Origin of the sequence: Streptacidiphilus alkalitolerans (assembly GCF_042511045.1) — a bacterium.
GTDB lineage: Bacteria > Actinomycetota > Actinomycetes > Streptomycetales > Streptomycetaceae > Streptacidiphilus > Streptacidiphilus alkalitolerans.
Window position 1 is genome coordinate 393,075 of the sequence record NZ_JBHEZX010000007.1, and the last position, 24,894, is coordinate 417,968.

Consider the following 24,894-nt stretch of genomic DNA (forward strand, 5'->3'; position numbering starts at 1 on the left):
CGACCGATTTCCTCCATCATGTCCTGCTGGTCAGTGATTGTCGCGGGCGCGCCGCCTGACCACGCCGCGGACGAAGGCGGCCTGCCCGACGTGCTGGAGGTCGTCGGAGACCACGCTGACCAGCCGGACGCCGAGGGTGACCGGAGGGTCCCAGGAGTCGTCCACCACCCGGTCCAGGTCCTCGTCCGCCAGGGTGTCCAGGTAGCGCAGGGTCTGTGCGTGCACGGCGCTGTGGTACTGCGCTAGCAGGTCGGCGGTGATGCCCCGGAAGGCGGCCACGTCGGCGCTGGACTGGCCGTAGCCGTGGGCGTCGCGGGGGTAGGGGAGGTCGAAGCGCTTCAGCCAGTCGTGCGTGTGCCAGACCTGGGTCAGGCCGGCCGCGTCGGCGATGTGGTCGTCCTGCACCCGGGTGAGGTGCCAGACGAGCCAGCCGATGGAGTTGGCGTCGGCGTCCACGCGGGCGGCGAGTTCCTCGGGGCTCAGGCCGTCGAGGGTGTCCTCGACGGTCTCCTTGATCCGGTCGAAGGCGTCGGCGAGCGGGACGATGCTGGGTGCGGTCATCCTTGGACCCTTCCCGGACGGGTCCGGATTCATACTCGTGTACTGTGACGGGCGTCGGCGCCGGTGCGGCGCCTGACACCGTGTCCGCAGAGCCGTTCCGAGGAGGTGAGACCCATTACCGCTGCAGCAGGCTGGGTGCCCTCACCCCGCGGTTCGTGTGCCACGACCGCGCGGTCCCACCGACCCGTGTGACCGGGAGGGCGCCCTCAGGCGTCCCGAAAGGCTCACCCCATGTCGGTCTCCCGCTCTCCCTCCCCCTCCTTCCCCGCCATCGTCACCAGGCTGCGCGCCGCCGGCTGCGTCTTCGCCGAGGACGAGGCGGAACTCCTCATCTCCACCGCCTCCGGCCCGGACGAACTCGCCGTGATGGTCGGGCGCCGGGCGGACGGCCTCCCGCTCGAGCAGGTCCTCGGCTGGGCCGAGTTCTGCGGGCTGCGGATCGCGGTGGAACCCGGGGTGTTCGTGCCCCGCCGCCGCACCGAGTTCCTGGTCGACCAGGCGGTCCGGCTGGGCCGGCCCGGCGCCGTGGTGGTCGACCTCTGCTGCGGCTCCGGCGCGATGGGCGCCGCCATCGCCTCGGCGCTCGACCGGATCGAACTGCACGCCGCCGATGTCGAACCGGCGGCGGTGCGCTGCGCCCGGCGCAATGTGCTGCCCCGCGGCGGGCGGGTGTACCAGGGCGACCTCTACCGGGCGCTGCCCGCGGACCTGCGCGGCCGGGTGGACATCCTGGTGGTCAACGCGCCCTACGTCCCCACCGAGGAGATCGGCCTGCTGCCGCCGGAGGCCCGGGAGCACGAGCCGCTGGTGGCCCTCGACGGCGGGGCGGACGGGCTCGACGTGCAGCGCCGGGTCGCCGCCGAGGCGGCGCAGTGGCTGGCGCCGGGCGGCCGTCTGCTGATCGAGACCAGTGAGCGTCAGGCGCGGCGCACGGTCGAGGCGTTCGCGCGCGGCGGTCTGGAATCCCGGGTGGTCGCCTGCGAGGAGCGGTACGCCACTGTCGTCATCGGGACGAAGCGGCCGGACAGGCTCTAGCATCGGGCGATGTCGTCCATACGCGTGGCTCGTGGGGCTGGTGCTGTTGTCGCCGGGGTGGTGTTCGGGCTGCTGCTGGCCGGGTGCGGTTCCGGAGGTCCGCCGTCGGGGACGGCGGCCGGTTCCGCTGCGGCCGGAGCCGGAGGCGTGGTGGGCACGGCGGTGGCGACGCCGCCCGACCCGGGCGCGAGCGCGGGGCAGAGCAGCGCCAGTGCCAGCGCCAAGCCGACCCCGAGTCCGAGTGCGAAGCGGAAGGTCGCGGCGCTGCCCCGGGCCGGCAACCCGGGCGGCGGAGCGTCCGTCCCGGCGGCGGCGCAGGCGGTGGACACCTCGCACCCGACCCGTACCGTCGGCAGGGGAACGGCCGCCAGTTGCACCTCGGCGGCGGTGGTCGCGGCGGTCGCGGCCGGGGGAGTCATCACCTTCTCCTGCGGCCCCGACCCGGTGGTGATCACCATGGCGGCCACCGCCAAGGTCAGGAACGCGTCCTCCCGGGTGGTCCTCGACGGCGGCGGCAAGGTCACCCTCAGCGGGGGCGGGCAGCGGCGGATCCTCTACCTGGATACCTGCGACCAGGCCCAGGGCTGGACCACCTCGCACTGCAACGACCAGAGCACACCCCAACTGACGGTGCAGAACCTGACCTTCGCCGACGGCGACTCCACCGGGGACACCGCCGAGGGCGGCGGCGGGGGCGCCATCCTGGACCGCGGCGGACGCCTGAAGGTGATCAACTCCCGCTTTGTGCGCAACCGTTGTGACCGCACCGGGCCGGATCTCGGCGGAGCGGCGATCCGGGCGCTGGACCAGTCCGGCGGCCTGCCGGTCTACGTGGTGGACAGCACCTTCGGCGGGGCCCCGGGCCAGGGCGGCGTCTGCTCCAACGGCGGTGCACTGAGCAGCATCGGCGTGTCCTGGGTGGTGCTCAACAGCGTGCTGAGCTACAACTCCGCCGTCGGCAACGGCGCCAACCCCGCGCGCAGCGGCACGCCCGGCGGCGGCAGCGGCGGGGCGGTCTACACCGACGGCAACCGCTATACCGTCACCGTGGCCGGCTCGGTGATCGAGCACAACACGGCCAAGGAGGGCGGCGGCGCGATGTTCTTCGTCAGCAACGACCGCACCGGGACCCTGACTCTGCAGGGCTCCACCCTGAAGTCCAACCCGAGCGCGGGATTTGAGACGGCCGGCTACCCGGGCATCTTCTTCCTCGGCTCCGGCCGGCCGAGCGTCCAGCACTCCACGCTCGGCTGAGGACGACGGGATGATGGCTATCGGGGATCCCTGACGGTATGTCTGATCATCCTGACAACTTCGCTGACGAACCAGTATGATGACAGGCATGGACGTCCTCGCCAATGCGCTCGCCGCGATGCGGGTCGGGCCGACCCGCATCGCGCGCACCGGGGCCTGCGCGCCCTGGGGTCTCGGTTTTCCCGCGGTCACCGGGGCGACCTTCCACGTACTGCTGAAAGGCAGTTGCTGGCTGCTCCCGGCGGGCCCCGTGGCCACCGGAGTCGCCCCGGTCCGGCTGGGTGCGGGCGACGTGCTGTTCCTGCGCGACGGCAATCCGCACGCCCTCGCCGACGACCCGGCCAGCCCGGTCGTCCCGTTCGCCCCGAGCGACTGGTCCGCCTCCTCGACCATCAGCCGGGTGGAGATCGACGGGCCCGGGCCGCGCTCGCTGCTGCTGTGCGGCGCCTACCAGCTCGGCCGGACCCGCCCGCACCCGCTGATGGCCGAACTGCCCGAGGTGCTGCACCTCCCCGCGCAGCCCACCCGGCATCCCGAACTGCGGGCGATGACCGAGCTGTTGGCGGCGGAGCTGTCCGCCGAACTCGACCAGGCCCGACCGGGCCGGGACGGCATCGTCCCCGCGCTGGTGGACGCGATGCTGCTCTACATCCTGCGGGCCTGGGTGGTCGACCGGGCCGCCGAGGCCGCGCTGGGGCTCGGACCGGCCGGCTGGCCCAGCGCGATCACCGACCGGGCGGTCGGCCGCGCCCTCCAGGTCATCTACGACGACCCGGCCCGGCCGTGGACGGTGCAGCAGTTGGGCGCGCACGGCGGGCTGTCCCGGTCGGTTTTCGCCCAGCGGTTCACCGCGATGGTCGGCGAACCGCCGCTGACCTGCCTGACCTGGTGGCGGATGACCATGGCCGGACGGCTGCTCAGGGACTCCGACATGCCGCTCTCCGTGGTGGCCCAACGGGTGGGCTACTCCTCGGAGTTCGCCTTCTCCAAGGCCTTCAGGCGGGAGTTCGGCACCGCGCCGGGACGCTACCGCCGCGAGCCCGCCGTCGAGATCTGAATGGGACGGTTCGTGGACCGGATCGGAACAAACCGATGGAACCCGTGCGGAACCGTCCGGGTTCGCTATTCTGTCTGAGCGGATGTCAGCAGCCGCTCGTTCGGGCGGCGCGGTGTGCGCGAACACATGGGGGGACCATGGACAGCTGGGACGACTACCTCGCACCGGGCGACGGCGACGTCAGCACCGAGCAGATCGTCGAGGCACAGAGCGACCTCGGCGAGGCGGCCCTGCAGGAGAACTTCGCCGAGCAGGACGCCGGAATGTCAGATTTCTACGCCAACTGGGCCTCCGAGGACGTCCAGGAGGCCAACTTCGACTCCTACATCACCGGTGACGAGCCCGACTACTCGGCCGCCATCGAGGACGCGAGCACCTCGCTCGACTACGCGGACTCCTCGCTGGACGAGTCCGCCGCAGCCGACGGCTACGTCGCCGACGCCGCGGACGACCTCTCGTCCTGACGCCGCCCGGTCCTGCTGAATCCGTATGGTTGGAGCGGCTGTGCCCTCGATCACCCTCGACGCCGAACGCCGGGTCGCCGCCGACGCCGGACGGGTCCGCACCGCGGCCGTCGACGTGCTGCGGCGGCTCGGATTCCGGGTCACCTCGGAGATGGCCACGGTGGTGGAGGCACAGCGGGGTTCCGCGGTCCGCTCGGCGATGCTGATGCCGGATCAGGTTCCGGTGGGCGCCAGGCTGCAGTTCACCCCCGAGGCGGGCGGCAGTTCCTGTGCGGTGCATCTGACGGACCGTTCGGTGTCGGCCGTGGTGCTCGGGGTGCAGGGCCCCTACCAGGCGGCCTTCCAGGCGCTGCTGCTGGCGCTGGACCAGGCGCTGGCCCAGCTCGACCCGAAGGCCGCGGCGCTCGGGTTCGCGGAACCGCGCTGGTGGGTCCGCGGCCCCAACGTCGAGGCGCTGGAGCGCGGCCACGCGGTGGGCCAGCGCCTGGTCGGCGGGGCGGCGGCGCGGATCTCCGAGCGGCTGTCCGGTGGACCCCGGTCCACCGGGCCCTCGTCCTGGAGCGGCTACGACCAACTGGTCGTCAGCTCCTCGGCCGGCACCGTGACCATGGACATGAACACCGCGCGGACGCTGCTGGCGATCCCGGTGATGATCAGCTCCCGGCCGGGGTCGCTGCCGCCGCCGCTGGCCGCGAAGGTGGAGCAGCTCGCCGCGCTGGTCGAGAGCCGGCTGGGCGCCGGCGGGCGGGGCACCCTGCTGGTGGAACTGCCCGAGGACCAGCGCAAGACCTTCGAGTTCCTGCACCAGCAGTTGGGCATCCGCTCGCAGCTGCCGGTCCGGACGCTGTGCGTCTGCCGGGACTGCCGGCACCCCAAGGTGGTGAACCTCGACCTGCAGCGGCTGCGCGAGAAGAACCGCAATCTGAAGATGCTGGCCTCGGTGGTCAGCATGTCCGCGGGGCGCGGGGAGCCCAACCCGTTCATGGTCTTCGGCACGGTGTTCCGGCAGGCCAAGCTCGACCCCGACTTCATCTGCGGGCGCTGCGAGAGCACCGAGGCAGACGAGCAGCCGGTCACCTTCTGCCCCGACTGCGGGGACCTGCGGAAGGAGCCGGTGCTGGTCAGCTGCGCCAAGTGCAGCCACGACTTCCGGCTGTTGGTGAAGGGGGCCCCGATCTGGCAGAAGGCGGCGGGGTCGGCTGCGCCTGTGCCTGCGCTTCCGCCGCCGCCCCCGGTACTGCCGGCGACGCCGCCGGGCGTGGGCATCGGCAAGCGCTTGGCAGCCCTGTCCCGCCCCGCCGCGCTGCCGCCGGCGCCACGGCCCGCATGGAACCGCCGACCTGAGGCCGCGCCTGCACCTCCGCCAGCGCAGCGCCCCTCACCTGCGGTGCACCCCGCACCTGTGCCGCACCCTGCGCCCATACAGCGCCCCGCGTCCGTTCCGCCGCACCCTGCACCTGCGGTGCAACCTGCGCGGGACCCGCGACTTGAGGCTGCGCCTCCGGCCGCGCCGGTACCCGCGCCCGCGCAGCACCCCGCGCCCGCGCAGCACCCCGCGCCCGCGCAGCACCCCGCGCCCGCGCAGCACCCCGCGCCTGCGCAGCACCCCGCGCAGCGACCGGCGTCCGCGCAGCGTCCCACGCCCTCGCCGCAACCCATGCCCGCACCCCACCCCGGGCCCGCCCCGCACCCCGCTCCGCGGAAGGTTTGTGCTGTCTGCGGGGGGAGTTTCCCCACCCTCTGGTGGGTTCAGGTCGCCGAAGGCCCCTCGCGGCGGACTCTGGCCGTCTGTGCGACCTCGCCGCGCTGCTCGCCGCCGTCCCTCGTACCGCCGGTCCGCACATCGCCGTGACGTGAGGACCAGCGGCCGGGAACCAGAACAGTGTTAGAGAACGACCTCGTCCAGCTTCCCGGTGGCCACGTCGAAGACGAACCCGCGGACCTGGTCGGTGTGCGGGACGAACGGGCTGGACTTGATCCGGGCCGCGGACTGCCGTACGTCCGTCTCCAGGTCGGCGAACGCCTCTGCGGCCCACGGCGGCTTGATGCCAGTCTCCTCGCGGATGGACTCGCGGAAGCCGTCGTCGCTGAAGGTCAGCATCCCGCAGTCGGTGTGGTGGATCAGGATGATCTCGCGGGTGCCGAGCAGGCGCTGGCTGATGGCCAGCGACCGGATGGCGTCGTCGGTGGCGACGCCACCGGCGTTGCGGATCACATGCGAGTCGCCCTCGGCCAGGCCGAGCACGCCGTAGACGTTCAGCCGCGCGTCCATGCAGGCCAGCACCGCGGTGTGGCGCGCGGGCGGCAGCGGCAGCGGACCCTCGAAGGTGGCTGCGTAGGCGGAGTTGTTGGCGAGGTACTGCTCGGTTTCCGTACGGGTTTGTGACATGAGTGTCTCCAGATGCTCGCTCGGGAGGCGCGCGGGGAGCGCGCTGTCGCTGCCGGTCCTGCCAAGCCAGAGGGTTCAGCGATGGCGAAGAGGGCGACACGCGGCACTGGAGATGCGTCCGAAGTCGACATGCCGACGGCGCACGAGCACGTTCATCCACCCAGAGTAGTGCCAATCGGACAGGATGGAGCCGGTTTCGACACGGTCTCGTCGCGGTTCAGCCGACGACCGGCCCGAGGCCGGTGGACGTCCCTCCAGCTTCCGCGGGGCGGCTACGCCACCACCGGCCGCCGAGGCGGAGGGTGAGGCCGGCCAGCGGCAGGGCCGCGAAGAAGGCCAGGCCGAGGATCCAGAGGTAGGGGTCCTCCGCGCCGAGCCGGTTGTTCTCCAGGCGGTCGGCCGCCGCGACATTGGCCGGGCTGGTGTCCGGTACCCAGTGCGCGGAGAACTGCAGCAGACCCTCGACCGTCGTCGCGAGCAGCAGTCCGGTGAGGACGACCGCGCACAGCACCGCGACCCCGAACTGTCGCGGTTGGTCTAGCCACTTGACCGAGATCAGGAACGCCGCAAACCCCCCGGCGAACAGGGCGAGCAGCGCCCAGCCGGGTGTCCTGGGCAGCGGCGGGGCCAGCAGCACCGGCGTCAGCACGGCCGCGCCGGTCACCACCGCGACCCCGCCGCCGACGATCAGGGCGCGACCGCCGACCGCGGCCCGACGCGAGGTCGCCGCGGCGAGGGCGACGGTGCAGCAGACCAGTACGGCGCCGAAGAGCGGCACCCCGTGGACGGTCTTCTCATGCAACTGGTCGTTTCCGGTCGCAGAGTCGAAGCTGTGGGCCAGGAACAGGCCCTCGGCCAGCACCATCCCGTAGCCGACCGCGCGCAGCAGTCGCGCGGGCCACTGCTCGGCCACCCGGCCGACCAGCACCGAGGCCGCCACCCCGACCGCGATCACGGCGATCACGCCGAACCGCAGCGGCGCATAGTGCAGCCGCAGGGCGAACCCCACCCCGGCGACGGTCATCGCCACCGCGAGCAGGTTCCAGACAGACCGTCCGAGCGCAAGCAGGCGTCGCAGCATGGCCGGACTCTAGCGCCCGCCGCCCGCCCTGGCCATGGATAGGGTCTCGGGCATGAGATCACCTGAGGAACTGGACACCCTCGACTGGGCTTCGCTCACTCATGCCTACGGCCCCGCGGAGGACGTGCCCGAGCAGGTGCGTTCGCTGTACTCAGACGATCCCGAGGAGGTGGACGAGGCGCTCTACGAGCTCTACGGCAATGTGTGGCACCAGGGCTCGGTCTATCCCGCCAGTGTCGAGGCCGTCCCGTTCCTTGCCCATGCCGCCGTCAATGCCCGGTTCAAGCCGGCCTGGGTGCTGATGCTGTTGTCCGAGATGGCCGCGCACGAAGCGCCGGACGGGTCGGTCGAGCAGCGGGTGCGGGCACAGGTCGCGGCAGTGGTGCCGGACCTGCTGCCGTGTCTGCGCGATCCCGACCGTGCGGTGCGGCGGGCCGCCGTGCGGGTGGCGGTCGCGGAGACGAGTCCGAGCCCGCAGGTGGTGGAAGAACTGCTGCGCCTACTGCGGCAGGACCCGGTGGCGGAGGTCCGCGCGGACGCGCTCACCGCCCTGGCCCGGACTGACCCCGATCCGACGGCGTTGGCCGCGCGGGAGGCTGATGCCCTGGGTTCCGGGGACCCGGTTCTGCGCAGGGAAGCCGCGCTGCTCGGCCTGGAGCGCCTCGGACAAGGGCCCTACCCGCCGCACCTGGTAAGGATCCTGGCCGAGGCCGAGGCCGACTCCGGCGAGGACGGCTTCCCCTTCCCCGGCCTCGGGACCGGCGACGAGCGCGTCAGCGCGGTGCTGGACACCGACGCGGACACGGCCCTGACCGTTGCCCGGCACTGGATCGCGCAGGGCGATGTGGCGGCCCGCGGCTCCTTCCGCGCGGACCGGATCGCATGCGACTGGCGCGACCGCGAGCACGACGTCGTCGCCCTCCTCGTCGAGGCACTCCCGTTGCTGGACGATCCGCAGCACCTGGCGCTGCGTCTGGAGGCGATAGCACGCTGGCTGCCCAAGGCAGCGGAGCCCGATGCCGCGCTCCGCGACACCCTGCTGCGCCACGCCACCGGCGCGCACGAACGGGCCGCAACCGCCGCCCGGCTGGCGCTGGCGCGCTGCGGCGACGACCGCTTCCTGCAACAACCCGCCCTGCGCGACGCCGAGACCCGGCACCTCGGCGAACTGCTCTCGGCCCTCACCGCGCAGGACGCCGCCTCGCTCCTCCCCGAGCTCAAGGACCTGCTGCGCACCCGTCGCGCCCCGGTCCTGGTCGCCCGCCGCCTCGGCGACTGGGGTGTCCACGACCAGGAACTGCTCGACCTGCTGACCGAGGCGTCGACCGGCAGCGACGAACTGCTAGGCGTCAACGCGGCCGTCGCCCTGGTCCGGTTGGGCGGCGGTGACCCCGCCGAGCCGCTGGAACTGCTGCGCCGCCGCCTGGAGAGCGGCAAGCAGGTGCACTGGTACCTGGACGAGTGCGGGCGGCTGGCCGACCGCGGCCTCCCACTCGTCCCGCGGATCGAGGAGCTCTGCCACAGCTCGCACAGTTGGACCAGAATGGCCGCGGCCGAGGCCCATTGGCGCATCACCGGCGACCCGGCGCGGGCCACCCCGATCCTGGTCGCGCTCGCCGACGCCACCCCGGTCGGCCTGCGCGCACTGCTCGCGCTCGCGGAGATCGGTGCCACCATCCCGGAGCAGCTGCGGCCCCGGCTACGGCACTGGGCCTTCTCCCCGCGCCGCCTGCTGGCCACGCACTGGCCCCCGGACCTCCCACATCCCGACGACCAACTGCGGGACACCTGCCTGCAGTTGCTGAGTCGCTGAGCGAAAAGGCCGCCGCCCCGGGGCAGTGATCGCCCCGGGGCGGCGTCAGGTCAGCTCGGGTCAGCTCAGGGCAGGGTCCACTTCTGGGCGTTGGTGCTGTTGCAGGTGTAGATCTGGAGCTGGGTGCCGATGACGGTGGTCGAGCCGGGGTCGTCGAGGCACTTGCCGGACTGGGGGTTGACCAGCGAGCCGGACGAGCCGACCGTCCACTGCTGGGCGCCGGTGTTGTTGCAGGTGTACCACTGGACCTTGGTGCCGTCCGCGGTGCCGCTGTTGCTGACGTCCAGGCAGCCGCCGAGGACCTTCAGCGTGCCGTCCGTCCCCACCGTCCACTGCTGGGCGCTGCTGCTGTTGCAGGTGTAGAGGTCGATCGGGTTGCCGTTGCTGGTGGCGGCGTTGAAGTCGTCGGCGCACAGTCCGGTGCCGACGCCCGAGGTGATCTGGCCGATGTGCGGGGTGCTGCTGCCGCCTCCGGCGCTGAAGCCGATGGCGAAGACGTGCAGCGCGCCGGTGTTGGTGTCCGAGGGGAGTCGGACACTGGCGACGGTCTTTCCCGCCGTCAGGGTGACCGGGGCGCTTGCGAAGAGGTAGGTCTTGACGGTGTCGGAGGTGGTGCCGGCCTGGTTGCGGTAGGCCAGGGTGGCCGCCACCGTGCTGCCGGAAAGGGCGGTCGCCGAGCCGCCGTTGAGGGTCCAGTCGGAGAGGGCCAGCGGGAAGGACTGGGTGCTGCCGTCGGTGTAGTTGACGGTCGCGGTCCCGGAGGACGGGCCATTGCTGGAGGAGCCGAGGAAGGAGATCGCCCCGGAGCCGGAGGCGGCCACGGTCTGACCGTTCGCCAGGTAGTTGTTGCGCTGCCCGGGTGCGGGCGAGGGCCAGCTGAAGGTGGTCCCGCCGGCGCTGACCGCGCCGCCCGGGTTGATCCCGGCGTTGGACAGTGCGGTGGCCGAGTAGCTCCAGCCGCCGCCGTCGAAGTTGGCGGTGGAGGAGGCGTTGTCGGCGGAGGTGCCGACGTCGGTGTAGGTCGGGTTGCCGGGGTAGGAGGGCGGGGCGGCCGAGGCGGCCGAGGCCCAGGAGGTGTTGGCGGTGGTGCCCAGGGTGAAGCCGAGGGTGCCGCCGCCGCTGATCGCACCGGCTGGTGCGTAGGCGTTGTTCCAGGCCGCGCCGTTCCAGGTGGCGGACTGGACGTAGGGGGCGTTGTCGGCGGCGCCGCTGCCGTTGATGGTCAGCGTTCCGCCGGCCGGCAGGGTGACCACGGCCTGGGTGAACATCGGCGAACCGAGCGCCAGGTCGTTGGTGCCCGGGGTCTCCGGGTACAGGCCGAGCGCGGACCAGACGTACCAGGAGCTCATCTCGCCGAGGTCGTCGTTGCCGGCCAGCCCGCCGGGGGCGTCGGTCCAGATCTGGTCCTGGACCTGCCGGACCACCTTCTGGGTCTTGTACGGCTGGCCGATGTAGTCGTACTCCCAGGGGATGTTGAGGCTGGGCTCATTGCCCAGGTCGGTGTGCCCGCTGCCGCCGGTGAGCGAGGACAGGTCGGTGTCCAGGAAGGCGGCGAGCTTGCTGTCGCCGCCCATCGCGGTGGCCAGGCCGTGCACATTGAACGGCACCATCGGGGTGTACTGCCAGGAGTCGCCCTCGACGAAATTGCTGCCGGAGGTCGCCGAGAACCCGGAGGTCCATGGGCCGCGCAGGTCGCGCGGCTGGACGAAGCCGCTGCCGTAGCCGAACAGGTTGCGCCAGTCCTGGGCCCGGTTGGCGAAGGAGGCCTGGTGGGCGGTGTCGCCGAGCGCGCCGGCCAGGGCGGAGATGGCGAAGTCGGCGGAGTTGTACTCCAGCGTGGTGGAGGCCGGGCCGTAGAAGTTGCAGCAGCCGTAGCTGCCGTCGCTGGGCAGATAGCCCAGCTGCTCAAGGTAGTTGAGGCCGGGACGGTTGTTGTTGGCGTTGGTGCCCTCGGCGACCATGTCGGTCAGTGCGGTGGCGGTGTCGAAGTTGGTGGCGCCGAAGGCGTGGTAGTCGGCGATGATCTCGTCGGCCGGGTCGCCGACCATGACGTAGCTCTCGCCGTTGTCCTCGGACCACTTGGGGAACTGGCCGGTCTGGGCGTAGTCGTCGACCATGGACTGGGCGGTGTCCGAGGCGGCCTGCGGGGCGACCAGTGCCTCCAGTTGGGCCTGGGAGCGGTAGATGTCCCAGCCCGAGTAGTTGGCGTAGGCGGCGCTGTGGCCGGCGTCGACGGTGTGGGTCTTGGCGTCGAAGCCGTAGTACTGGCCGTTGCTGTCGCTGATCACATTGGGGTGCAGCAGCGAGTGGTACAGCGCGGTGTAGAAGACCGCCTGCTGGGCGGCGGTCCCGCCGTCGGTCCGCACCCGGCCGAGCAGCGAGTTCCAGGCGCCGAGCCCGGCGCTCTTGACGCTGTCGAAGTCCCAGTTGGGGTTCTCGGTCGTGCGGTTGGCCACCGCGTTGGCGGTGGAGACGTAGGAGATGCCGACCTTGGCCTGCACCACCGCGTTGCTGGTGGTGTTGAAGGTGACATAGCCGTCGTTGGCCGCGACCTGCGGAGTGACCGCCTTGGCCGCGGGCGCGGCGCCGTGCAGGGTGGGCTTGTTCTTCGGCTCCGGCGCGCTGGGCTTGGCCTTGGCGGCCGGCGTGGTGGCCGGGGATGCCTTGACGGCCGCGGTCCCGTTGGTGGCGAAGGGGTGGTCGAAGACCATGTCGAAGTAGACGGTGTAGCTGTTGCCCGCGCCGCAGAACTTCCCGCTGGTGACCTGGCCGCTCACCTCGGTGCTGCTGACCACGTTGAACTGGGTGTTGGAGTCCCCGTTCTGACTGTTCGCCAGTTTGAAGACCAGGTTGGACTGGGTGGAGGACGGGAAGGTGAACCGGGCCATCCCGCTGCGGGTGGTGGCGGTGAGCTCGGTCTTCACCCCGTTGTTGAGGGTGACCGCGTAGGACCCGGGTGTCGCCGACTCATTGCTGTGCGAGAAGGCGTCGGTCGCGCTGGTGCTGACGGCGCCGACGGTCGGCAGCACGGGTATGTCGCCCCCGGCGCCGCAGCCGGGCCCGGCGATATGGGTGAGGCTGAAGCCGGTGATCGAGGTGTCCTTGTACTCGTAGCCGCCGCCGTCCGGACGGGACGGGGTGTCCGGGCTCCACTGCACCATGCCGAACGGTGCGTCCGCGCCGGGGAAGTCGTCCGCCGCGTTGGAGGTGCCGATGAACGGGTTCACCAGCGAGGCCGGTGCGGTGACGAGTGCGGCCGGCTTCGCCGCGGCGAGGGCGGGGGCCGCGGTGGCGCCCCAGGCGAGCAGCGTGCCCGCCGTCAGCAGGGCTAAGGCGGACCGGTGCGTTCCACGGAGTCGTGGCATCTGGTCGTCCCTTCATGACAACGTTGTCTACGTTCGGAACATGCCAATAAGCTGAACCCAACGTGTCGCGCTGTCAAGACACCGGACAGCAGTGGCCGGCATCAGTACGGCCCGGGGATCTCGCCGGAGCCCCGTTGCACCAGTTCGGTGGGCAGCACCACGGTGCGGGTCGGCGAACTGTCGCCGTGGATCCGGGCGAACAGCAGGTGCGCGGCGGTGCTGCCCATGGTGACCGGGTCCTGGGCGATCACGGTCACCGGCGGGTCGAGTTGCGGTGCGAGCTGGAAGTCGTCGAAGCCGACCAGGGCGGTGCCGGGCGGCAGCGCGGCCCGCACGCCGAGCCCGACGATGCCGTTGCTGGCCAGCACGGCTGTCGGCGGATCCGGGTGGGCCAGCATGCCGGTGACGGCCTCGGCGGCGTCGGTGCCGACCCGCAGCCCGTGCCGGACCACGGCCGGGTCGGCCGGGATCCCGGCCTCGGCCAGCGCGGCCAGGTAGCCGGCGTAGCGGTCCTCGATGGTGGAGATGTCCAACCGGTCGCCCAGGTAGGCGATCCGGCGGTGGCCGTGGGCGATCAGGTGCTGGATCGCCCTGCGGGCCGAGCCCTGGTTGTCGACCACCACGGCGTCGGTCCGCAGCCCGGCGGCCGGGCGGTCCGCGCAGACCACCCGGGTGCCGGTGGTCATGGCGTTGCGCAGGAAGCGGTGGCTGCCCGCCACCGGGATCAGGATCAGCCCGTCGATCCGGCGCGAGGTGAACGCCGAGACCACTTCGCGCTCCCGGTGCAGGTCGTCGCGGGAGGAGCCGATCAGCACCACGCTGCCGTGCTGCCGGGCGACGTCCTCGGCGGCGGAGGCGAGGCCGGCCATGAACGGGTCGGCGACATTGTCGACCAGGATGCCGATGGTCTGGCTGAGCTGCCCCTTGCGCCGCAACTGCCGTGCCACGTCGTCGCGTTGGTAGCCCAGCACGCGGATGGCGCGGTGCACCTTGGCGGCGGTCTCCGGCATCACCCCGGGCTCGCCGTTGACGACCCGGGACACGGTCATGGTGCTGACGCCGGCCCGCTGGGCCACGTCCTTCATCGTAGGCCGGGCGATCACGCTCCGGGCCCCCCTCCGGAGCAGTCGGCGTCCGTCGAGTGGTAACGATACAACGCGGAACAGCTCTTGCAAGCCTCTTGACGTCGCCTCAGATCAGGGTTGACCATCGGAGCGCTGTTAACGATACCAAGCGAATCAGACACCGATGGGATGGCAAGGATGCCGATACCGGAACGCGAGCCGCTGCTCGCGGCCCGTGCGGTGGTGAAGCGGTTCGGGCAGGTCCAGGCGTTGCAGGGGGCGGACTTCACCGCCTATGCGGGCGAGGTGGTCGCGCTGATCGGCGACAACGGTGCGGGCAAGTCGACGCTGGTGAACGTGCTGTCGGGGGTGGTTGCGCCGGACGGCGGCGAGATCACCATCGACGGGGTGCCGGTCAGCTTCGACGGGCCGATGGCCGCCCAGCGGCACGGGGTGGAGACGGTCTACCAGGACCTCTCGCTGGCCCCGCACCTGGACGCCGCGGCCAACCTCTACCTGGGCCGGGAGTTGTTCCGGGGCGGGCTGCTGCGCCCGTTCCACGTCCTGGACCGCCCCGCCATGCGGAAGGCGGCGGTCCAGGCGTTCGCCGAGCTCGGGGTGACCCTGCTGGACGTGGACGCCCCGATCGGCTCGCTCTCCGGCGGGCAGCGGCAGTCGGTGGCGGTGGCGAGGGCGGTGGCCTTCGCCGACAAGGTGATCTTCATGGACGAACCGACCGCCGCGCTGGGCGTGGTGCAGCGCGGCCGGGTGCTCGACACCGTGCGCCGGGTCCGGGACCGGGGCGTCAGCGTGGTGCTGATCAGCCACAACATGCCGGAGGTGCTGTCGGTGGCGGACCGGGTCGAAGTGCTGCGGCTGGGCCGCAGGGTGGCCTCGTTCACGGCGGCGGACACCTCGATCGAGGAGCTGGTCGGCGCCATGACCGGGTCGCTGGACGAGCAGAGGAGCGCCTGATGACCTCCGTGGAGGAGCAGACCACCGTCCCGGCCGCGAAGGACTCCTCGCGCCGACTGCCGGACTGGGCCCGGCGGGTGCTGCGCCGCAACGAGGCGTGGACCTTCGCCATCCTGGTGGCGCTGGTCGCCTACTTCTCGATCTCCGCGCCGGGCAAGTTCTTCACCGTCTACGACATCACCCAGATCGCCGTCAACGCCGCGATCTACCTGGTGCTCGGGGTGGGGATGACCTATGTGATCATCACGGCCGGGATCGACCTGTCGATCGGCTCGGTGCTGGTGCTGGCGGCGGTGGCGGCCGGTGAGTACAACATCCACCACGGCGCGGCCGGCGCCGGCTGGGGCACCGTCGCCGTCTGCATCGTGATCGCGCTGGCGGTGGGCACGGCCTGGGGCGCGCTGCAGGGCGCCCTGGTCGCCACCGGGAAGATCCCGGCGCTGATCGTCACCCTGGGCGGGCTCGGCGCCGCGCTGGGCCTGGCCGAGATCGCCACCGGCGGACAGGACCCGTCCGGGGCGGTGGCGGCGCATCTGCAGAACAGCCTGGGCTACGGGAAGGTGCTGGGCATCCCCTGGCTGGTGGTGCTGGCCGCCGTGGTCACCGTGGTGTTCGGGCTGCTGCTCGGCGGCACCAGGTTCGGTGTGCACACCTTCGCCATCGGCTCCAACCCGGCCGCCGCGCGCCGGGCCGGCATCCCGGTCGGCCGGCACCTGGTGAAGGTCTACGCCCTGATGGGGCTGCTGGCCGGGCTCGGCGCGGTGATGTGGCTGGCCTCGTACGGGACCACCTCGATCGCCGGGCACTCCACGGACAACCTCAAGGTCATCACTGCCGTGGTGCTGGGCGGCACCAGCCTGTTCGGCGGGCGCGGCTCGGTGCTCGGCACCGTGATCGGCGTGTTCATCCCGGCGGTGCTGACCACCGGGCTGATCGTCGTCGGCGTCCAGCAGTACTGGCAGGACGTGGCGGTGGGGGCGGTGCTGGTCGGTGCGGTCTACCTGGACCAGATCAGAAAGCAAGGACGCGAGCGGATCTGACCCGCCCGGACACCTGGACACGGACACCTGGACGAAGGGAACGAACCATGAGGACGACGGCAAGAGCAGGACTGGTACTCGGTGTTGTGGTGCCGCTCGCGCTGGCGGGGTGCGGCAGTTCCGGCTCGGGCGGCTCGGGCGGCGGCTCCGGTACGGCCGGTAAGAGCATCACCCTGATCACCGGGGTGAAGAGCGACCCGTTCTACATCACCATGACCTGCGCGGCCCAGGCCGAGGCCAAGGCCAAGGGGGTCTCCTTCAAGGCCGACGGCTCGGCCCAGTGGGACGTCTCGGTGCAGAAGCCGCTGATCGACTCGGTGGGCGCGGCCAAGCCGTCCGGGCTGATGATCTCGCCGGTCGACACCGCGGCGCTGACCCCCTCGCTGAAGCAGATCCAGTCCTCCGGCACCAAGGTCGCCCTGGTCGACACCTCGGTCACCGACCCCTCGATCGGCATCACCCGGATCTCCTCCGACAATGTGAAGGGCGGTCAGGTCGCGGCGGACGCGCTGGCCAAGGAGATGGGCGAGAAGGGCTCGGTGATCGTGATCAGCGTCAAGCCGGGCGTCTCCACCACCGACGACCGGATCAAGGGCTTCACCCAGGAGATGGCGAAGTACCCGAACATCAAGGTGATTCCGACCCTCTACGACAACGACCTGCCGGCCACGGCGGCCTCGCAGATCCAGTCCACCCTGGCCGCCCACCCGGACCTGGGCGGGGTCTTCGCCGGGAACACCAACACCGCGCAGGGCATCGCCACCGGGCTCAAGCAGGCGAACAAGGAGGGCGCGGTCAAGGTGGTCGCCTTCGACGCCGAGCCGGACGAGGTGACCGCGCTCAAGGCGAACACCATCCAGGTGCTGGTGGCCCAGGACCCGGCCGCGATCGGCACCCAGGCGGTGGACCAGCTGGTGGACGCGTTCAACGGCAAGCCGGTCACCGCGTCGATCGGTACCACCATGGTCGCCATCACCGCGCAGAACATCAATGACCCCGCCGTGGCCAAGTACCTCTACAAGGGCGGCTGCTGACGCGGGCCGGCCCCGGCCGGGCTCCGCCCACGAGGGGGGCGGGCCCGGCCGGGGCCGGTGCGGTCACCGGGACCGGCTGCGGGGGCTACCAGCCCACGGCCACCTCCAGCCACTGCGGGTCGCTGTGCGAGATGAACGAGGACTGGCCGGCCACGTCGTCGTACGGGAAGCCGTAGGCGAGGTTGTTGATGTCGTTGTCGTGCCAGAACTTCGCGTAGTAGTTGGCCGGGGCAGCCTTGTAGTACTGGGTCGGGTCGGCCTGCTGGGCCGCGGTGAGACCGGCCACGTGGCGGTTCAGCGCCGCGCAGTCGTTGGGGTCGTTGGCCAGGACGCCGGCGCATCCGAAGATGTCCGAGGTCGGGGCGTTGATGCCGATCGTGCTGGCGTAGGAGGTGAAGTAGTTGGCGTTGACGCCGCCGGTCCGGAAGCTGGGGTCGCTGCCGGGGGCGATGATCCGGTACGGCGCCTGGGTCTGTGCCAGCACCTGGAACGGCTGCGGCACGGCGTTGATGAACCGCTGGAAGGTGACCGCGCGGTCCTCGGCGAAGGTCGACTGGTTCTCGCCGACCTGGACGTCGTAGCCGTCCTTGGCGTGCAGCCGCATCGCGAGCTTCAGGCCGAAGGCGTCCACCCGGGTGGTGTTGCCGTTGAAGACGTTGGCGCCGACGGTGAACTCGATGAAGTCGTAGTACAGACTGGTCGGCGAGCCGAGGTAGAAGTACATCCGGCCGGCCGAGTTGGCGGGCATGTCCAGGTAGGGCTGGTCGGCGATGGAGTGGGTCTGGCCGTTGAAGCTCCAGTACACCTGGCTGTCCGGGTACTTGCCGTTGGTGCGGTTGAGGATCTTGACCTCGACCACGTTCTGCGCGGCCGGGATGGTGCTGGTGTCGCCCCAGAAGCCGTTGGGGTCGGAGCTGGCCGTCGCGGTCGCGCTGGCGCTGGTGGTCGGGCCCGAGGTGCCGGTGTGCACCTGGAACTCCCACAGCGAGTAGCCGTAGGCGGTCCCGCGGGCGGTGCCGTTCATCCGGATGTAGCGTCCGGTGCCGGTGGTGTTGAGGGTCTGGGTACCGCCGGTTCCGGTGGTGGTGGAGTAGATGTTGGTCCACCCGCCGGTGCCGGTGTCGGAGACCTGGATCTGGAAGCTGCTCGCGTAGGCGGCCTCCCACTGCAGGACCACCTGGCAGATGCTCTGGCTGGAGCCGAGGTCCACCTGGACCCACTGCGGGTCGCTGAAGGCGCTGGACCAGCGGGTGCCGGTGTTGCCGTCGAACGCCGCGCTCGCCGGGGTGCCGGCGTTCTCGGTGGAGGAGGCGGTGGCGGTATGGTTCAGCGCGGCGTTGGTGGTGCCGCAGGTACCGGGCGTGGTGCCGCCCACCGTGCCGTAGACCTGGAACTCCCACAGCGAGTAGCCGTAGGCGGTGGCCCGGGCGGTGCCGTTCATCCTGACGTAGCGTCCGGTGCCGGTGACATTGAGGGTCTGGGTGCCGCCGGTTCCGGTGGTGGTGGAGTAGATGTTGGTCCAGCCGCCGGTGCCGGTGTCGGAGACCTGGATCTGGAAGCCGGTGGCGTAGGCCGCCTCCCACTGCAGCACGACCTGGCTGATGGACGCGCTGGCGCCGAGGTCCACCTGGATCCACTGCGGGTCGCTGAAGGCGCTGGACCAGCGGGTGCCGGTGTCGCCGTCGACCGCGGCGGAGGCCGGGAAGGTCGCGTTCTCAGTGGACGAGGCGGTGGCGGGCTTGCCCTGCGAGAGCAGCGTGCTGGCCGCTCCCGCCGGGGACTGGGTGACCACCAGGGCGAGCGCCGCGAGCAGCGCGCCGACCAGGACGACGATCAGCAAGGACCGGCGCCTGGCGTGGTGGTCGGGCTGTCGGAACGTCAGTAAAGGGGTATGACTGCTGGACACGAGGGTCTCCTGACCGTGGGTGGAGGGCCGCGCGGAGCTGGACATGCAAGTGTGAGAGCGCTCTCAGCGAATGATGTCTACGCTCTTGACTCCTTGCTGTCAACGGATCTGACCAAGAGTCCGGTCCCGGAACCGGGAGGGGCGGGGCTGCGCCCGCGAGGGCTGCTGTGCGAGGCTCGGCCCATGCGCTACATCATCATCGGAGCAGGGGCGATCGGCGGCGGCATCGGCGGGCGGCTGCACGAGAACGGGCACGAGGTGGTGCTGGTCGCCCGCGGCCCGCACCTCGCCGCGCTGCGCGAGGGCGGGCTGCGGTTGAGCACACCCGAGGGCACCAGGACGCTGCCGGTCCCGGCCGCCGGCGGGCCCGAGGAGCTGCGGCTGACCCCGGAGGACGTGCTGTTGCTGGCGGTCAAGTCCCAGCACACCGCCGGGGTCCTGGACACCTGGGCGGGCCTGCCGGTCACCGGCGGCGGAACCTCGGACGAGCTGCTGCCGCTGGTCTGCGCGCAGAACGGGGTGGAGAACGAGCGGCTCGCCCTGCGCCGGTTCCGGCAGGTCCACGGGATGTCGGTGTGGATGCCCGCCACCCATCTGGAACCCGGCCGGGTGGCCGTCCCCGGTGCCCCGTTCTCCGGCATCCTCACCCTGGGCCGCTATCCGCGCGGGAGCGACCGGACCGCCCGGGAGATCTCGGCCGACCTGGAGAAGTCGCGGTTCCAGGCCCCGGTCGACGAGGACGTGATGCGCTGGAAGTACGGCAAGCTGCTCGGCAATCTGGCCAACTCCGTGGACGCCCTGGCCGGGTCGCACCCGGACGGGCCGGGGGCGGAGCTCGCGCGCCGGGTCAGGGCCGAGGGCGAAGCGGTACTGACCGCCGCCGGGATCGACTACGCCGGTATCCCCGAGCAGTTGGAGCGCCGCGGCGAGCTGATCCGGGCGGTGCCGCTGGACGGGGTGGAGCGCGGCGGCAGCTCCTCCTGGCAGAGTCTGGCCCGGGGCACCGGATCGATCGAGGCGGACTACCTCAACGGCGAGATCGTGCTGCTGGCCCGGCAGCACGGGGTGCCGGCCCCGCTGAACGAGGCGCTGCAGCGCCTGGCCACCGCGTACGCGCGCCAGGGCCGCGCACCGGGAAGCCTCCCGGCGGCGGACCTGGCCGCGCTGCTCGCGCTCTGAACCGGCGTCAGGCCGCCGTGCCGGACTGCCCCCGGCGGTAGACGACCCAGGTCAGCGCCAGGCAGAAGGCGTAGCTGAGCAGGAAGGCCAGGTAGGCCGCGTTGCCGTTGTGGGCGCTGAGGAAGGACTGCCGGATGGCGAGGTTGACCAGCACCCCGCCGAAGGCGCCGATCGCCCCGGCGACGCCGATCAGCGCGGTGGCACTCCGCTGCGAGGTGCGTTCGGCCTCGGCCGGGTCGGCGCCGCCCAGCACCGCGGCCCGGGCCTTGGCCTGGAACACGGCCGGGATCATCTTGTAGGTGGAGCCGTTGCCGATGCCGCTGAAGACGAACAGGGCGATGAAGCCGGCCACGAACAGCGGTAGTGAGTGCTGCTCCGAGGCGGTCAGCACCACCCCCGCGCCGACCGCCATCGCGGCGAAGTTCCAGCAGGTCACCGTCGCCCCGCCCCAGCGGTCGGCCATCCTGCCGCCGACCGGGCGGACCAGTGAGCCGAGCAGTGGGCCGAGGAAGGTCAGATAGGCGGCCTTGATCGGGGTGTCGAACTGGTCGTGGAACTGCACCTGCAGCACCTGGCCGAAGGCGAAGCCGAAGCCGATGAACGAGCCGAAGGTGCCCACGTACAGCACCGACATCACCCAGGTGTGCGGTTCGCGGCAGATGTCGCGCAGCGCGTGCCTGCGGTTCGGCGGGGCCTCGAAGTTGTCCATCCGCAGCGCCGCGCCCAGTGCCGCCAGCACGATCAGCGGCAGGTACACCAGCGGCAGCAGCCGGGGGTGGGCGGCTCCGGCGGTGGCCAGCACCAGCAGGCCGACGAGTTGCACGGCGGCGACGCCGAGGTTGCCGCCGCCGGCGTTGATGCCCAGCGCCCAGCCCTTGAGCCGCTGCGGGTAGAAGGCGTTGATATTGGCCATCGAGGAGGCGAAGTTGCCCCCGCCCACCCCGGCCACCGCCGCCAGCAGCAGCAGGGTGCCGTAGGAGACGCCGGGCTTGAGCAGGATCCCGGCGAGCACGGTCGGGACCAGCAGCAGCAGGGCGCTGACGATGGTCCAGTTGCGTCCGCCGAAGCGGCCCACGGCGGTGGTGTAGGGCAGCCGCAGCACCGAGCCGACCGCGGTGGGGACCGCGGTGAGCAGGAACTTCCCGGCGGCGTCGATGTGGTACTGCGGCCCGAGGAAGAGCACCAGCACCGACCACAGGCTCCACACCGAGAAGCCGATGTGCTCGGAGAGCACCGAGAACACCAGGTTGCGCCGGGCCACGGCGGCTCCGGTGCGCTCCCAGAAGGCCGGGTCCTCGGGCTGCCACTCAGCGATACTGCGGGACCGCGGGCGGGGTGGGGCGGTGGCCGCCGTGGCCGGGTCGTGGACTGTCGCGCTCATACGGGCCTGCCTCAGGTGGGGGGATGCGGTGCTGACGACAACTCACGCTAGGGAGCCGAGATTTCGCCTCCCGTTCGGTGCGGACACCGGGGCGCTACGGCTTGCGCACGTCCGCCGCCGGGTCGTGTGAGGACCTGATCGGCCAGGTGCGCAGGGTGGAACTGCTGCCGTCGGGCGCGAAGTCCTCGTCCAGGCAGACCCCGTTGCGCAGGTCGAAGGCCTGTTTGTACATCGGGGAGATCAGCACCGGCACCGGGCCCCGGCTGCCGATCAGGCCGCGGGAGAGCACATAGGCGCCGCTGAACGGGTCGCGGTTGTCCAGGGCGTAGAGGGTGCCGGCCCGGTCCCGGAAGGCGGCGACCTGCTCGCCGCCCAGCAGCAGGGCCACGCCGCGGCCGGGTTGCAACCGGTCCAGGTCGCAGACCGGCACCCAGTGCTCGCCGTCGTGGATCTCGATCCGGGCGGCCGTGTGCTGCCGGGTCGGCCGCTCGGTCGTGGTCAGGGTCATCGGGTGCGTACCTCCAGGGAGGCGCCGGCGATCAGCGGCGCGGCGGTTGCTGCCGAGGGCAGGGTGTGGCCGTCCTCGTCCGGACGGGCCGGACGGATCTGGTCGCGCTCGGGAACGAAGCGCACGGTGGGGTCGGGGGTGCCCGGGGCGTTGGCGAAGGAGACGAAGCGGCTCAGCCGCTCCGGGTCGGCCAGGGTGGCAGCCCATTCGTCCTGGTAGGTCTCGACATGACGGGCCATCAGCTCGTCCAGGTCGGCGCAGATGCCGAGCGAGTCCTCCAGCAGCACCGCCCGCAGGTGGTCCAGGCCGCCCTCCAGCCGGGCCAGCCAGGGAGCGGTGCGCTCCAGCCGGTCGGCGGTGCGGATGTAGAACATCAGGAAGCGGTCGATGGTGCGGATCAGCGTGTCGTGGTCCAGGTCCTTGGCCAGCAGCTCGGCATGACGGGGCGTCATCCCGCCGTTGCCGCCCACGTAGAGGTTCCAGCCCTCGGCGGTGGCGATGATGCCGAAGTCCTTGCTCTGCGCCTCCGCGCACTCCCTGGCGCAGCCGGAGACCGCCGACTTGAGCTTGTGCGGTGCGCGCAGACCCCGGTAGCGAAGCTCCAACTCGATGGCGAGGGCCACCGAGTCCTGCACCCCGTAGCGGCACCAGGTCTCGCCCACACAGGACTTGACGGTGCGTAGGGCCTTTCCGTAGGCGTGGCCCGACTCGAATCCGGCGTCCACGAGCCGGGTCCAGATCAGCGGCAGCTGGTCCACCCGGGCGCCGAGCAGGTCGATCCGCTGGCCGCCGGTGATCTTGGTGTACAGGCCGAAGTCGCGGGCGATCTCGCCGATGGTGATCAGCCCGTCCGGGGTGATCTCGCCGCCGGGGATCCGCGGCACCACCGAGTAGGAGCCGTTGCGCTGGAGGTTGCCGAGGTGGTGGTCGTTGGTGTCCTGCAGCGCGCCCTGCTCGCCGTCCAGGATGTGCCCGCGGTCCAGGCTGGCCAGGATGGAGGCGGCCACCGGCTTGCAGACCTCGCAGCCCTCGCCGCTGCCGTGCTCGTCCAGCAGCCGGGAGAAGCTGCTGATGCCCTTGACCCGGACGATCTCGTACAGCTCGGTCCTGGTGTGGGCGAAGTGCTCGCAGAGGCCCTGTTCGACCTCGACCCCGGCCGCGGCCAGTTCCTCCTTGACGATGTTCTCGACCAGCTTCACACAACTGCCGCAGCCGGTACCGGCCCTGGTGCACTTCTTCACCTCGGGCACGGTGCCGCAGCCGCTGTCGCGCACCGCCCCGGCGATCACCGCCTTGGTGACGTTGTGGCAGGAGCAGACCACGGCCTGGTCCGGCAGCGCCAGCGGGCCGATCGGCGCACCGAGCCCGGCCGGCAGCACCAGCTGCTCGGGGCTGGCCGGCAGCGCGGCCCCGCTGAGCGCCAGCGGGCGCAGCACGTCGTAGGACTCGGTGTCGCCGACCAGGACCCCGCCGAGCAGCCGGCCGTCCGGGCCGACCACCAGCTTGCGGTAGATCCCGGACCGGCCGCTGGTGTAGACGACGTCCAGCGCGCCCGCGCCGCTGCCGTGGGCGTCGCCGAAGCTGGCCACGTCCACGCCGAGCAGCTTCAGCTTGGTGGAGGTGTCGGCGCCGGTGAAGCTGCCGAGACCGCCGCTGAGGTCCTTGGCCGCCGCCTCGGCCATCGCATAGCCGGGCGCGACCAGGCCGTAGACCCGGCCGTCGGCGGCCAGGGCGCATTCGCCGATGGCCCAGACGTGAGGGTCGGCGGTGCGGCAGCGCTGGTCCACCACGATCCCGCCGCGCTCGCCGACCGGCAGGCCGCAGTCGCGGGCCAGCTGGTCCCGGGGCCGGATCCCGGCCGAGAAGACCACCAGGCCGACGTCCAGCACGGTGCCGTCGGAGAGGGTCATGGTCCGCGCCGAGCCGTCCGGGCCGGTGTCGATCCGCTCGGTCGCGGCGCCGGTGTGCACCACCACGTCCAGTTCCTCGATCTTCCGGCGCAGCATCTCGCCGCCGCCCTGGTCCACCTGAAGCGCCATCAGCCGGGGCGCGAACTCCACCACATGGGTCTCCAGGCCCAGCGCCCGCAGCGCGCCCGCCGCCTCCAGGCCGAGCAGCCCGCCGCCGACCACCGCGCCGACCGAGGCTCCGGCGGCCCGGTCCCTGATCGCCTCCAGGTCCTCGATGGTGCGGTAGACGTGGCAGCCCTCGGCGTCGTGCCCGGGGATCGGCGGAACGAACGGGTACGAGCCGGTGGCCAGCACCAGGACGTCGTAGCCGATGCTGCGGCCGGACCGGGTGGCGACCGTGCGGGCGGAGCGGTCCACCGCGGTGGCCGGGTCGCCGAGGCACAGCTCCAGGCTGTGCCCCGCCTCCCGCAGCCCGTCCAGGAACCCGGCGGAGCAGAGCGACAGCTCGTCCGCCCCGGTGCCGGAGAACCAGGAGGTCAGATGCACCCGGTCGTACGCCGGACGCGGCTCCTCGGCGAGCACGGTGATCCGCCACGGGGTGCCCTGGCTGTGCTCGGCCAGGGCCTCCAGGAAGCGCTGGCCGACCATGCCGTGTCCGACCAGGACGAGGTGCTGCGGGGTCATCGGCGGACTCCTCGGGGAGCGGTGAGCGAGGTACGGGTACGAGCCATGTCACTCAGCGTCAACGGGCCCGGTTACGCGTCCGGGTCGCCGGTGTTGCCGCAGAGGTACAGGTGCCTCACAACGGCCCCTGGCCCGGGTGACCTGCCGGACATCTCGCGTAACCGGTGGCCTCGTCCGCTAACGGCGGTGTGATC

19 protein-coding genes are annotated in these 24,894 nt (G+C 71.7%); 10 read left to right on the forward strand and 9 right to left on the reverse strand.

The features are described 5' to 3' along the window. Positions 1–30: 30 nt before the first annotated feature. Positions 31–561, reverse strand: coding sequence for a mycothiol transferase (locus ACEZDG_RS19120; protein ID WP_380510866.1), 531 nt, complete (start codon positions 559–561; stop codon positions 31–33). Positions 562–792: 231 nt separating this feature from the next. Between ACEZDG_RS19120 and ACEZDG_RS19125 the strand changes: the two genes are divergently transcribed. From ACEZDG_RS19125 to ACEZDG_RS19145, 5 genes are all read left to right on the forward strand, one after another. After that, positions 793–1,596, forward strand: a complete 804-nt coding sequence (locus tag ACEZDG_RS19125; protein ID WP_380510869.1) for a putative protein N(5)-glutamine methyltransferase — start codon at positions 793–795, stop codon at positions 1,594–1,596. A 9-nt stretch (positions 1,597–1,605) separates the two neighbouring features. Beyond that, on the forward strand, positions 1,606–2,850 hold the full coding sequence (locus tag ACEZDG_RS19130) for a hypothetical protein (protein WP_380510872.1): 1,245 nt from the start codon (positions 1,606–1,608) through the stop codon (positions 2,848–2,850). A gap of 88 nt (positions 2,851–2,938) precedes the next feature. Beyond that, positions 2,939–3,907, forward strand: a complete 969-nt coding sequence (locus ACEZDG_RS19135; RefSeq protein WP_380510874.1) for an AraC family transcriptional regulator — start codon at positions 2,939–2,941, stop codon at positions 3,905–3,907. Positions 3,908–4,044: 137 nt separating this feature from the next. Further along, positions 4,045–4,371 (forward strand): hypothetical protein, encoded by a 327-nt coding sequence (locus ACEZDG_RS19140; RefSeq protein WP_380510877.1) that lies wholly within the window; start codon positions 4,045–4,047, stop codon positions 4,369–4,371. Between the two features lie 40 nt (positions 4,372–4,411). Continuing rightward, entirely contained in the window at positions 4,412–6,223 is a 1,812-nt protein-coding gene (locus ACEZDG_RS19145; RefSeq protein WP_380510880.1) for a hypothetical protein, read from the forward strand. A 33-nt stretch (positions 6,224–6,256) separates the two neighbouring features. On the opposite strand, the gene ACEZDG_RS19150 is transcribed toward ACEZDG_RS19145, so the two are convergent. Both ACEZDG_RS19150 and ACEZDG_RS19155 read right to left on the reverse strand, forming a co-directional pair. After that, positions 6,257–6,760, reverse strand: coding sequence for a beta-class carbonic anhydrase (locus tag ACEZDG_RS19150; RefSeq protein ID WP_380510883.1), 504 nt, complete (start codon positions 6,758–6,760; stop codon positions 6,257–6,259). Positions 6,761–6,977: 217 nt separating this feature from the next. Next, on the reverse strand, positions 6,978–7,841 hold the full coding sequence (locus ACEZDG_RS19155; protein ID WP_380510886.1) for a hypothetical protein: 864 nt from the start codon (positions 7,839–7,841) through the stop codon (positions 6,978–6,980). 52 nt (positions 7,842–7,893) lie between these two features. On the opposite strand from ACEZDG_RS19155, the gene ACEZDG_RS19160 reads away from it, so the two are divergent. Next, a complete protein-coding gene (locus ACEZDG_RS19160; RefSeq protein ID WP_380510889.1) occupies positions 7,894–9,654 on the forward strand; it encodes a HEAT repeat domain-containing protein in 1,761 nt (586 codons plus the stop codon). Between the two features lie 65 nt (positions 9,655–9,719). Here ACEZDG_RS19160 and ACEZDG_RS19165 read toward each other — a convergent pair whose 3' ends face one another. Beyond that, positions 9,720–13,019 carry a lectin gene (locus ACEZDG_RS19165; RefSeq protein ID WP_380510892.1) on the reverse strand — a complete coding sequence of 1,100 codons (3,300 nt, stop codon included), beginning with the start codon at positions 13,017–13,019 and terminating at the stop codon, positions 9,720–9,722. 101 nt (positions 13,020–13,120) lie between these two features. Then, a complete protein-coding gene (locus ACEZDG_RS19170; RefSeq protein WP_380510894.1) occupies positions 13,121–14,122 on the reverse strand; it encodes a LacI family DNA-binding transcriptional regulator in 1,002 nt (333 codons plus the stop codon). A 159-nt stretch (positions 14,123–14,281) separates the two neighbouring features. Here ACEZDG_RS19170 and ACEZDG_RS19175 point away from each other — a divergent pair, with 159 nt between their 5' ends. The 3 genes from ACEZDG_RS19175 to ACEZDG_RS19185 are packed head-to-tail and all read left to right on the forward strand — an operon-like array spanning position 14,282 to position 17,132. Then, positions 14,282–15,058, forward strand: a complete 777-nt coding sequence (locus ACEZDG_RS19175; RefSeq protein ID WP_380510897.1) for an ATP-binding cassette domain-containing protein — start codon at positions 14,282–14,284, stop codon at positions 15,056–15,058. Then, complete coding sequence (locus ACEZDG_RS19180; RefSeq protein ID WP_380510900.1) at positions 15,058–16,098, forward strand: ABC transporter permease; 1,041 nt, start codon at positions 15,058–15,060, stop codon at positions 16,096–16,098. Before ACEZDG_RS19175 ends, ACEZDG_RS19180 begins: the two co-directional genes overlap by 1 nt. A gap of 47 nt (positions 16,099–16,145) precedes the next feature. Continuing rightward, positions 16,146–17,132, forward strand: coding sequence for an ABC transporter substrate-binding protein (locus ACEZDG_RS19185; RefSeq protein ID WP_380510903.1), 987 nt, complete (start codon positions 16,146–16,148; stop codon positions 17,130–17,132). Between the two features lie 85 nt (positions 17,133–17,217). Here the strand turns inward: ACEZDG_RS19185 and ACEZDG_RS19190 are convergent, their stop codons facing one another. After that, a complete protein-coding gene (locus ACEZDG_RS19190; RefSeq protein ID WP_380510906.1) occupies positions 17,218–18,972 on the reverse strand; it encodes a discoidin domain-containing protein in 1,755 nt (584 codons plus the stop codon). A gap of 249 nt (positions 18,973–19,221) precedes the next feature. On the opposite strand from ACEZDG_RS19190, the gene ACEZDG_RS19195 reads away from it, so the two are divergent. Continuing rightward, positions 19,222–20,217 carry a ketopantoate reductase family protein gene (locus ACEZDG_RS19195; protein WP_380510909.1) on the forward strand — a complete coding sequence of 332 codons (996 nt, stop codon included), beginning with the start codon at positions 19,222–19,224 and terminating at the stop codon, positions 20,215–20,217. Between the two features lie 7 nt (positions 20,218–20,224). Here ACEZDG_RS19195 and ACEZDG_RS19200 read toward each other — a convergent pair whose 3' ends face one another. The 3 genes from ACEZDG_RS19200 to nirB all read right to left on the reverse strand — a co-directional run bounded on the left by ACEZDG_RS19200 (position 20,225) and on the right by nirB (position 24,700). Beyond that, on the reverse strand, positions 20,225–21,598 hold the full coding sequence (locus ACEZDG_RS19200) for a nitrate/nitrite transporter (RefSeq protein WP_380510911.1): 1,374 nt from the start codon (positions 21,596–21,598) through the stop codon (positions 20,225–20,227). Positions 21,599–21,692: 94 nt separating this feature from the next. Next, positions 21,693–22,100 carry a nitrite reductase small subunit NirD gene (gene nirD, locus ACEZDG_RS19205; RefSeq protein ID WP_380510997.1) on the reverse strand — a complete coding sequence of 136 codons (408 nt, stop codon included), beginning with the start codon at positions 22,098–22,100 and terminating at the stop codon, positions 21,693–21,695. A 2-nt stretch (positions 22,101–22,102) separates the two neighbouring features. Beyond that, positions 22,103–24,700, reverse strand: a complete 2,598-nt coding sequence (nirB, locus tag ACEZDG_RS19210; RefSeq protein ID WP_380510913.1) for a nitrite reductase large subunit NirB — start codon at positions 24,698–24,700, stop codon at positions 22,103–22,105. Positions 24,701–24,894 lie beyond the last annotated feature (194 nt).

Excerpts from the sequence above, each read along its gene's own strand:
- ACEZDG_RS19125 (WP_380510869.1), top strand. The coding sequence starts at position 793 with ATGTCGGTCTCCCGCTCTCCCTCCCCCTCCTTCCCCGCCATCGTCACC.
- ACEZDG_RS19165 (WP_380510892.1), bottom strand. The coding sequence starts at position 13,019 with ATGCCACGACTCCGTGGAACGCACCGGTCCGCCTTAGCCCTGCTGACG.
- ACEZDG_RS19135 (WP_380510874.1), top strand. The coding sequence starts at position 2,939 with ATGGACGTCCTCGCCAATGCGCTCGCCGCGATGCGGGTCGGGCCGACC.
- ACEZDG_RS19155 (WP_380510886.1), bottom strand. The coding sequence starts at position 7,841 with ATGCTGCGACGCCTGCTTGCGCTCGGACGGTCTGTCTGGAACCTGCTC.
- ACEZDG_RS19200 (WP_380510911.1), bottom strand. The coding sequence starts at position 21,598 with ATGAGCGCGACAGTCCACGACCCGGCCACGGCGGCCACCGCCCCACCC.
- ACEZDG_RS19140 (WP_380510877.1), top strand. The coding sequence starts at position 4,045 with ATGGACAGCTGGGACGACTACCTCGCACCGGGCGACGGCGACGTCAGC.
- ACEZDG_RS19120 (WP_380510866.1), bottom strand. The coding sequence starts at position 561 with ATGACCGCACCCAGCATCGTCCCGCTCGCCGACGCCTTCGACCGGATC.
- ACEZDG_RS19150 (WP_380510883.1), bottom strand. The coding sequence starts at position 6,760 with ATGTCACAAACCCGTACGGAAACCGAGCAGTACCTCGCCAACAACTCC.
- ACEZDG_RS19130 (WP_380510872.1), top strand. The coding sequence starts at position 1,606 with ATGTCGTCCATACGCGTGGCTCGTGGGGCTGGTGCTGTTGTCGCCGGG.
- ACEZDG_RS19195 (WP_380510909.1), top strand. The coding sequence starts at position 19,222 with ATGCGCTACATCATCATCGGAGCAGGGGCGATCGGCGGCGGCATCGGC.
- ACEZDG_RS19185 (WP_380510903.1), top strand. The coding sequence starts at position 16,146 with ATGAGGACGACGGCAAGAGCAGGACTGGTACTCGGTGTTGTGGTGCCG.
- ACEZDG_RS19160 (WP_380510889.1), top strand. The coding sequence starts at position 7,894 with ATGAGATCACCTGAGGAACTGGACACCCTCGACTGGGCTTCGCTCACT.
- ACEZDG_RS19175 (WP_380510897.1), top strand. The coding sequence starts at position 14,282 with ATGCCGATACCGGAACGCGAGCCGCTGCTCGCGGCCCGTGCGGTGGTG.
- nirB (WP_380510913.1), bottom strand. The coding sequence starts at position 24,700 with ATGACCCCGCAGCACCTCGTCCTGGTCGGACACGGCATGGTCGGCCAG.
- ACEZDG_RS19180 (WP_380510900.1), top strand. The coding sequence starts at position 15,058 with ATGACCTCCGTGGAGGAGCAGACCACCGTCCCGGCCGCGAAGGACTCC.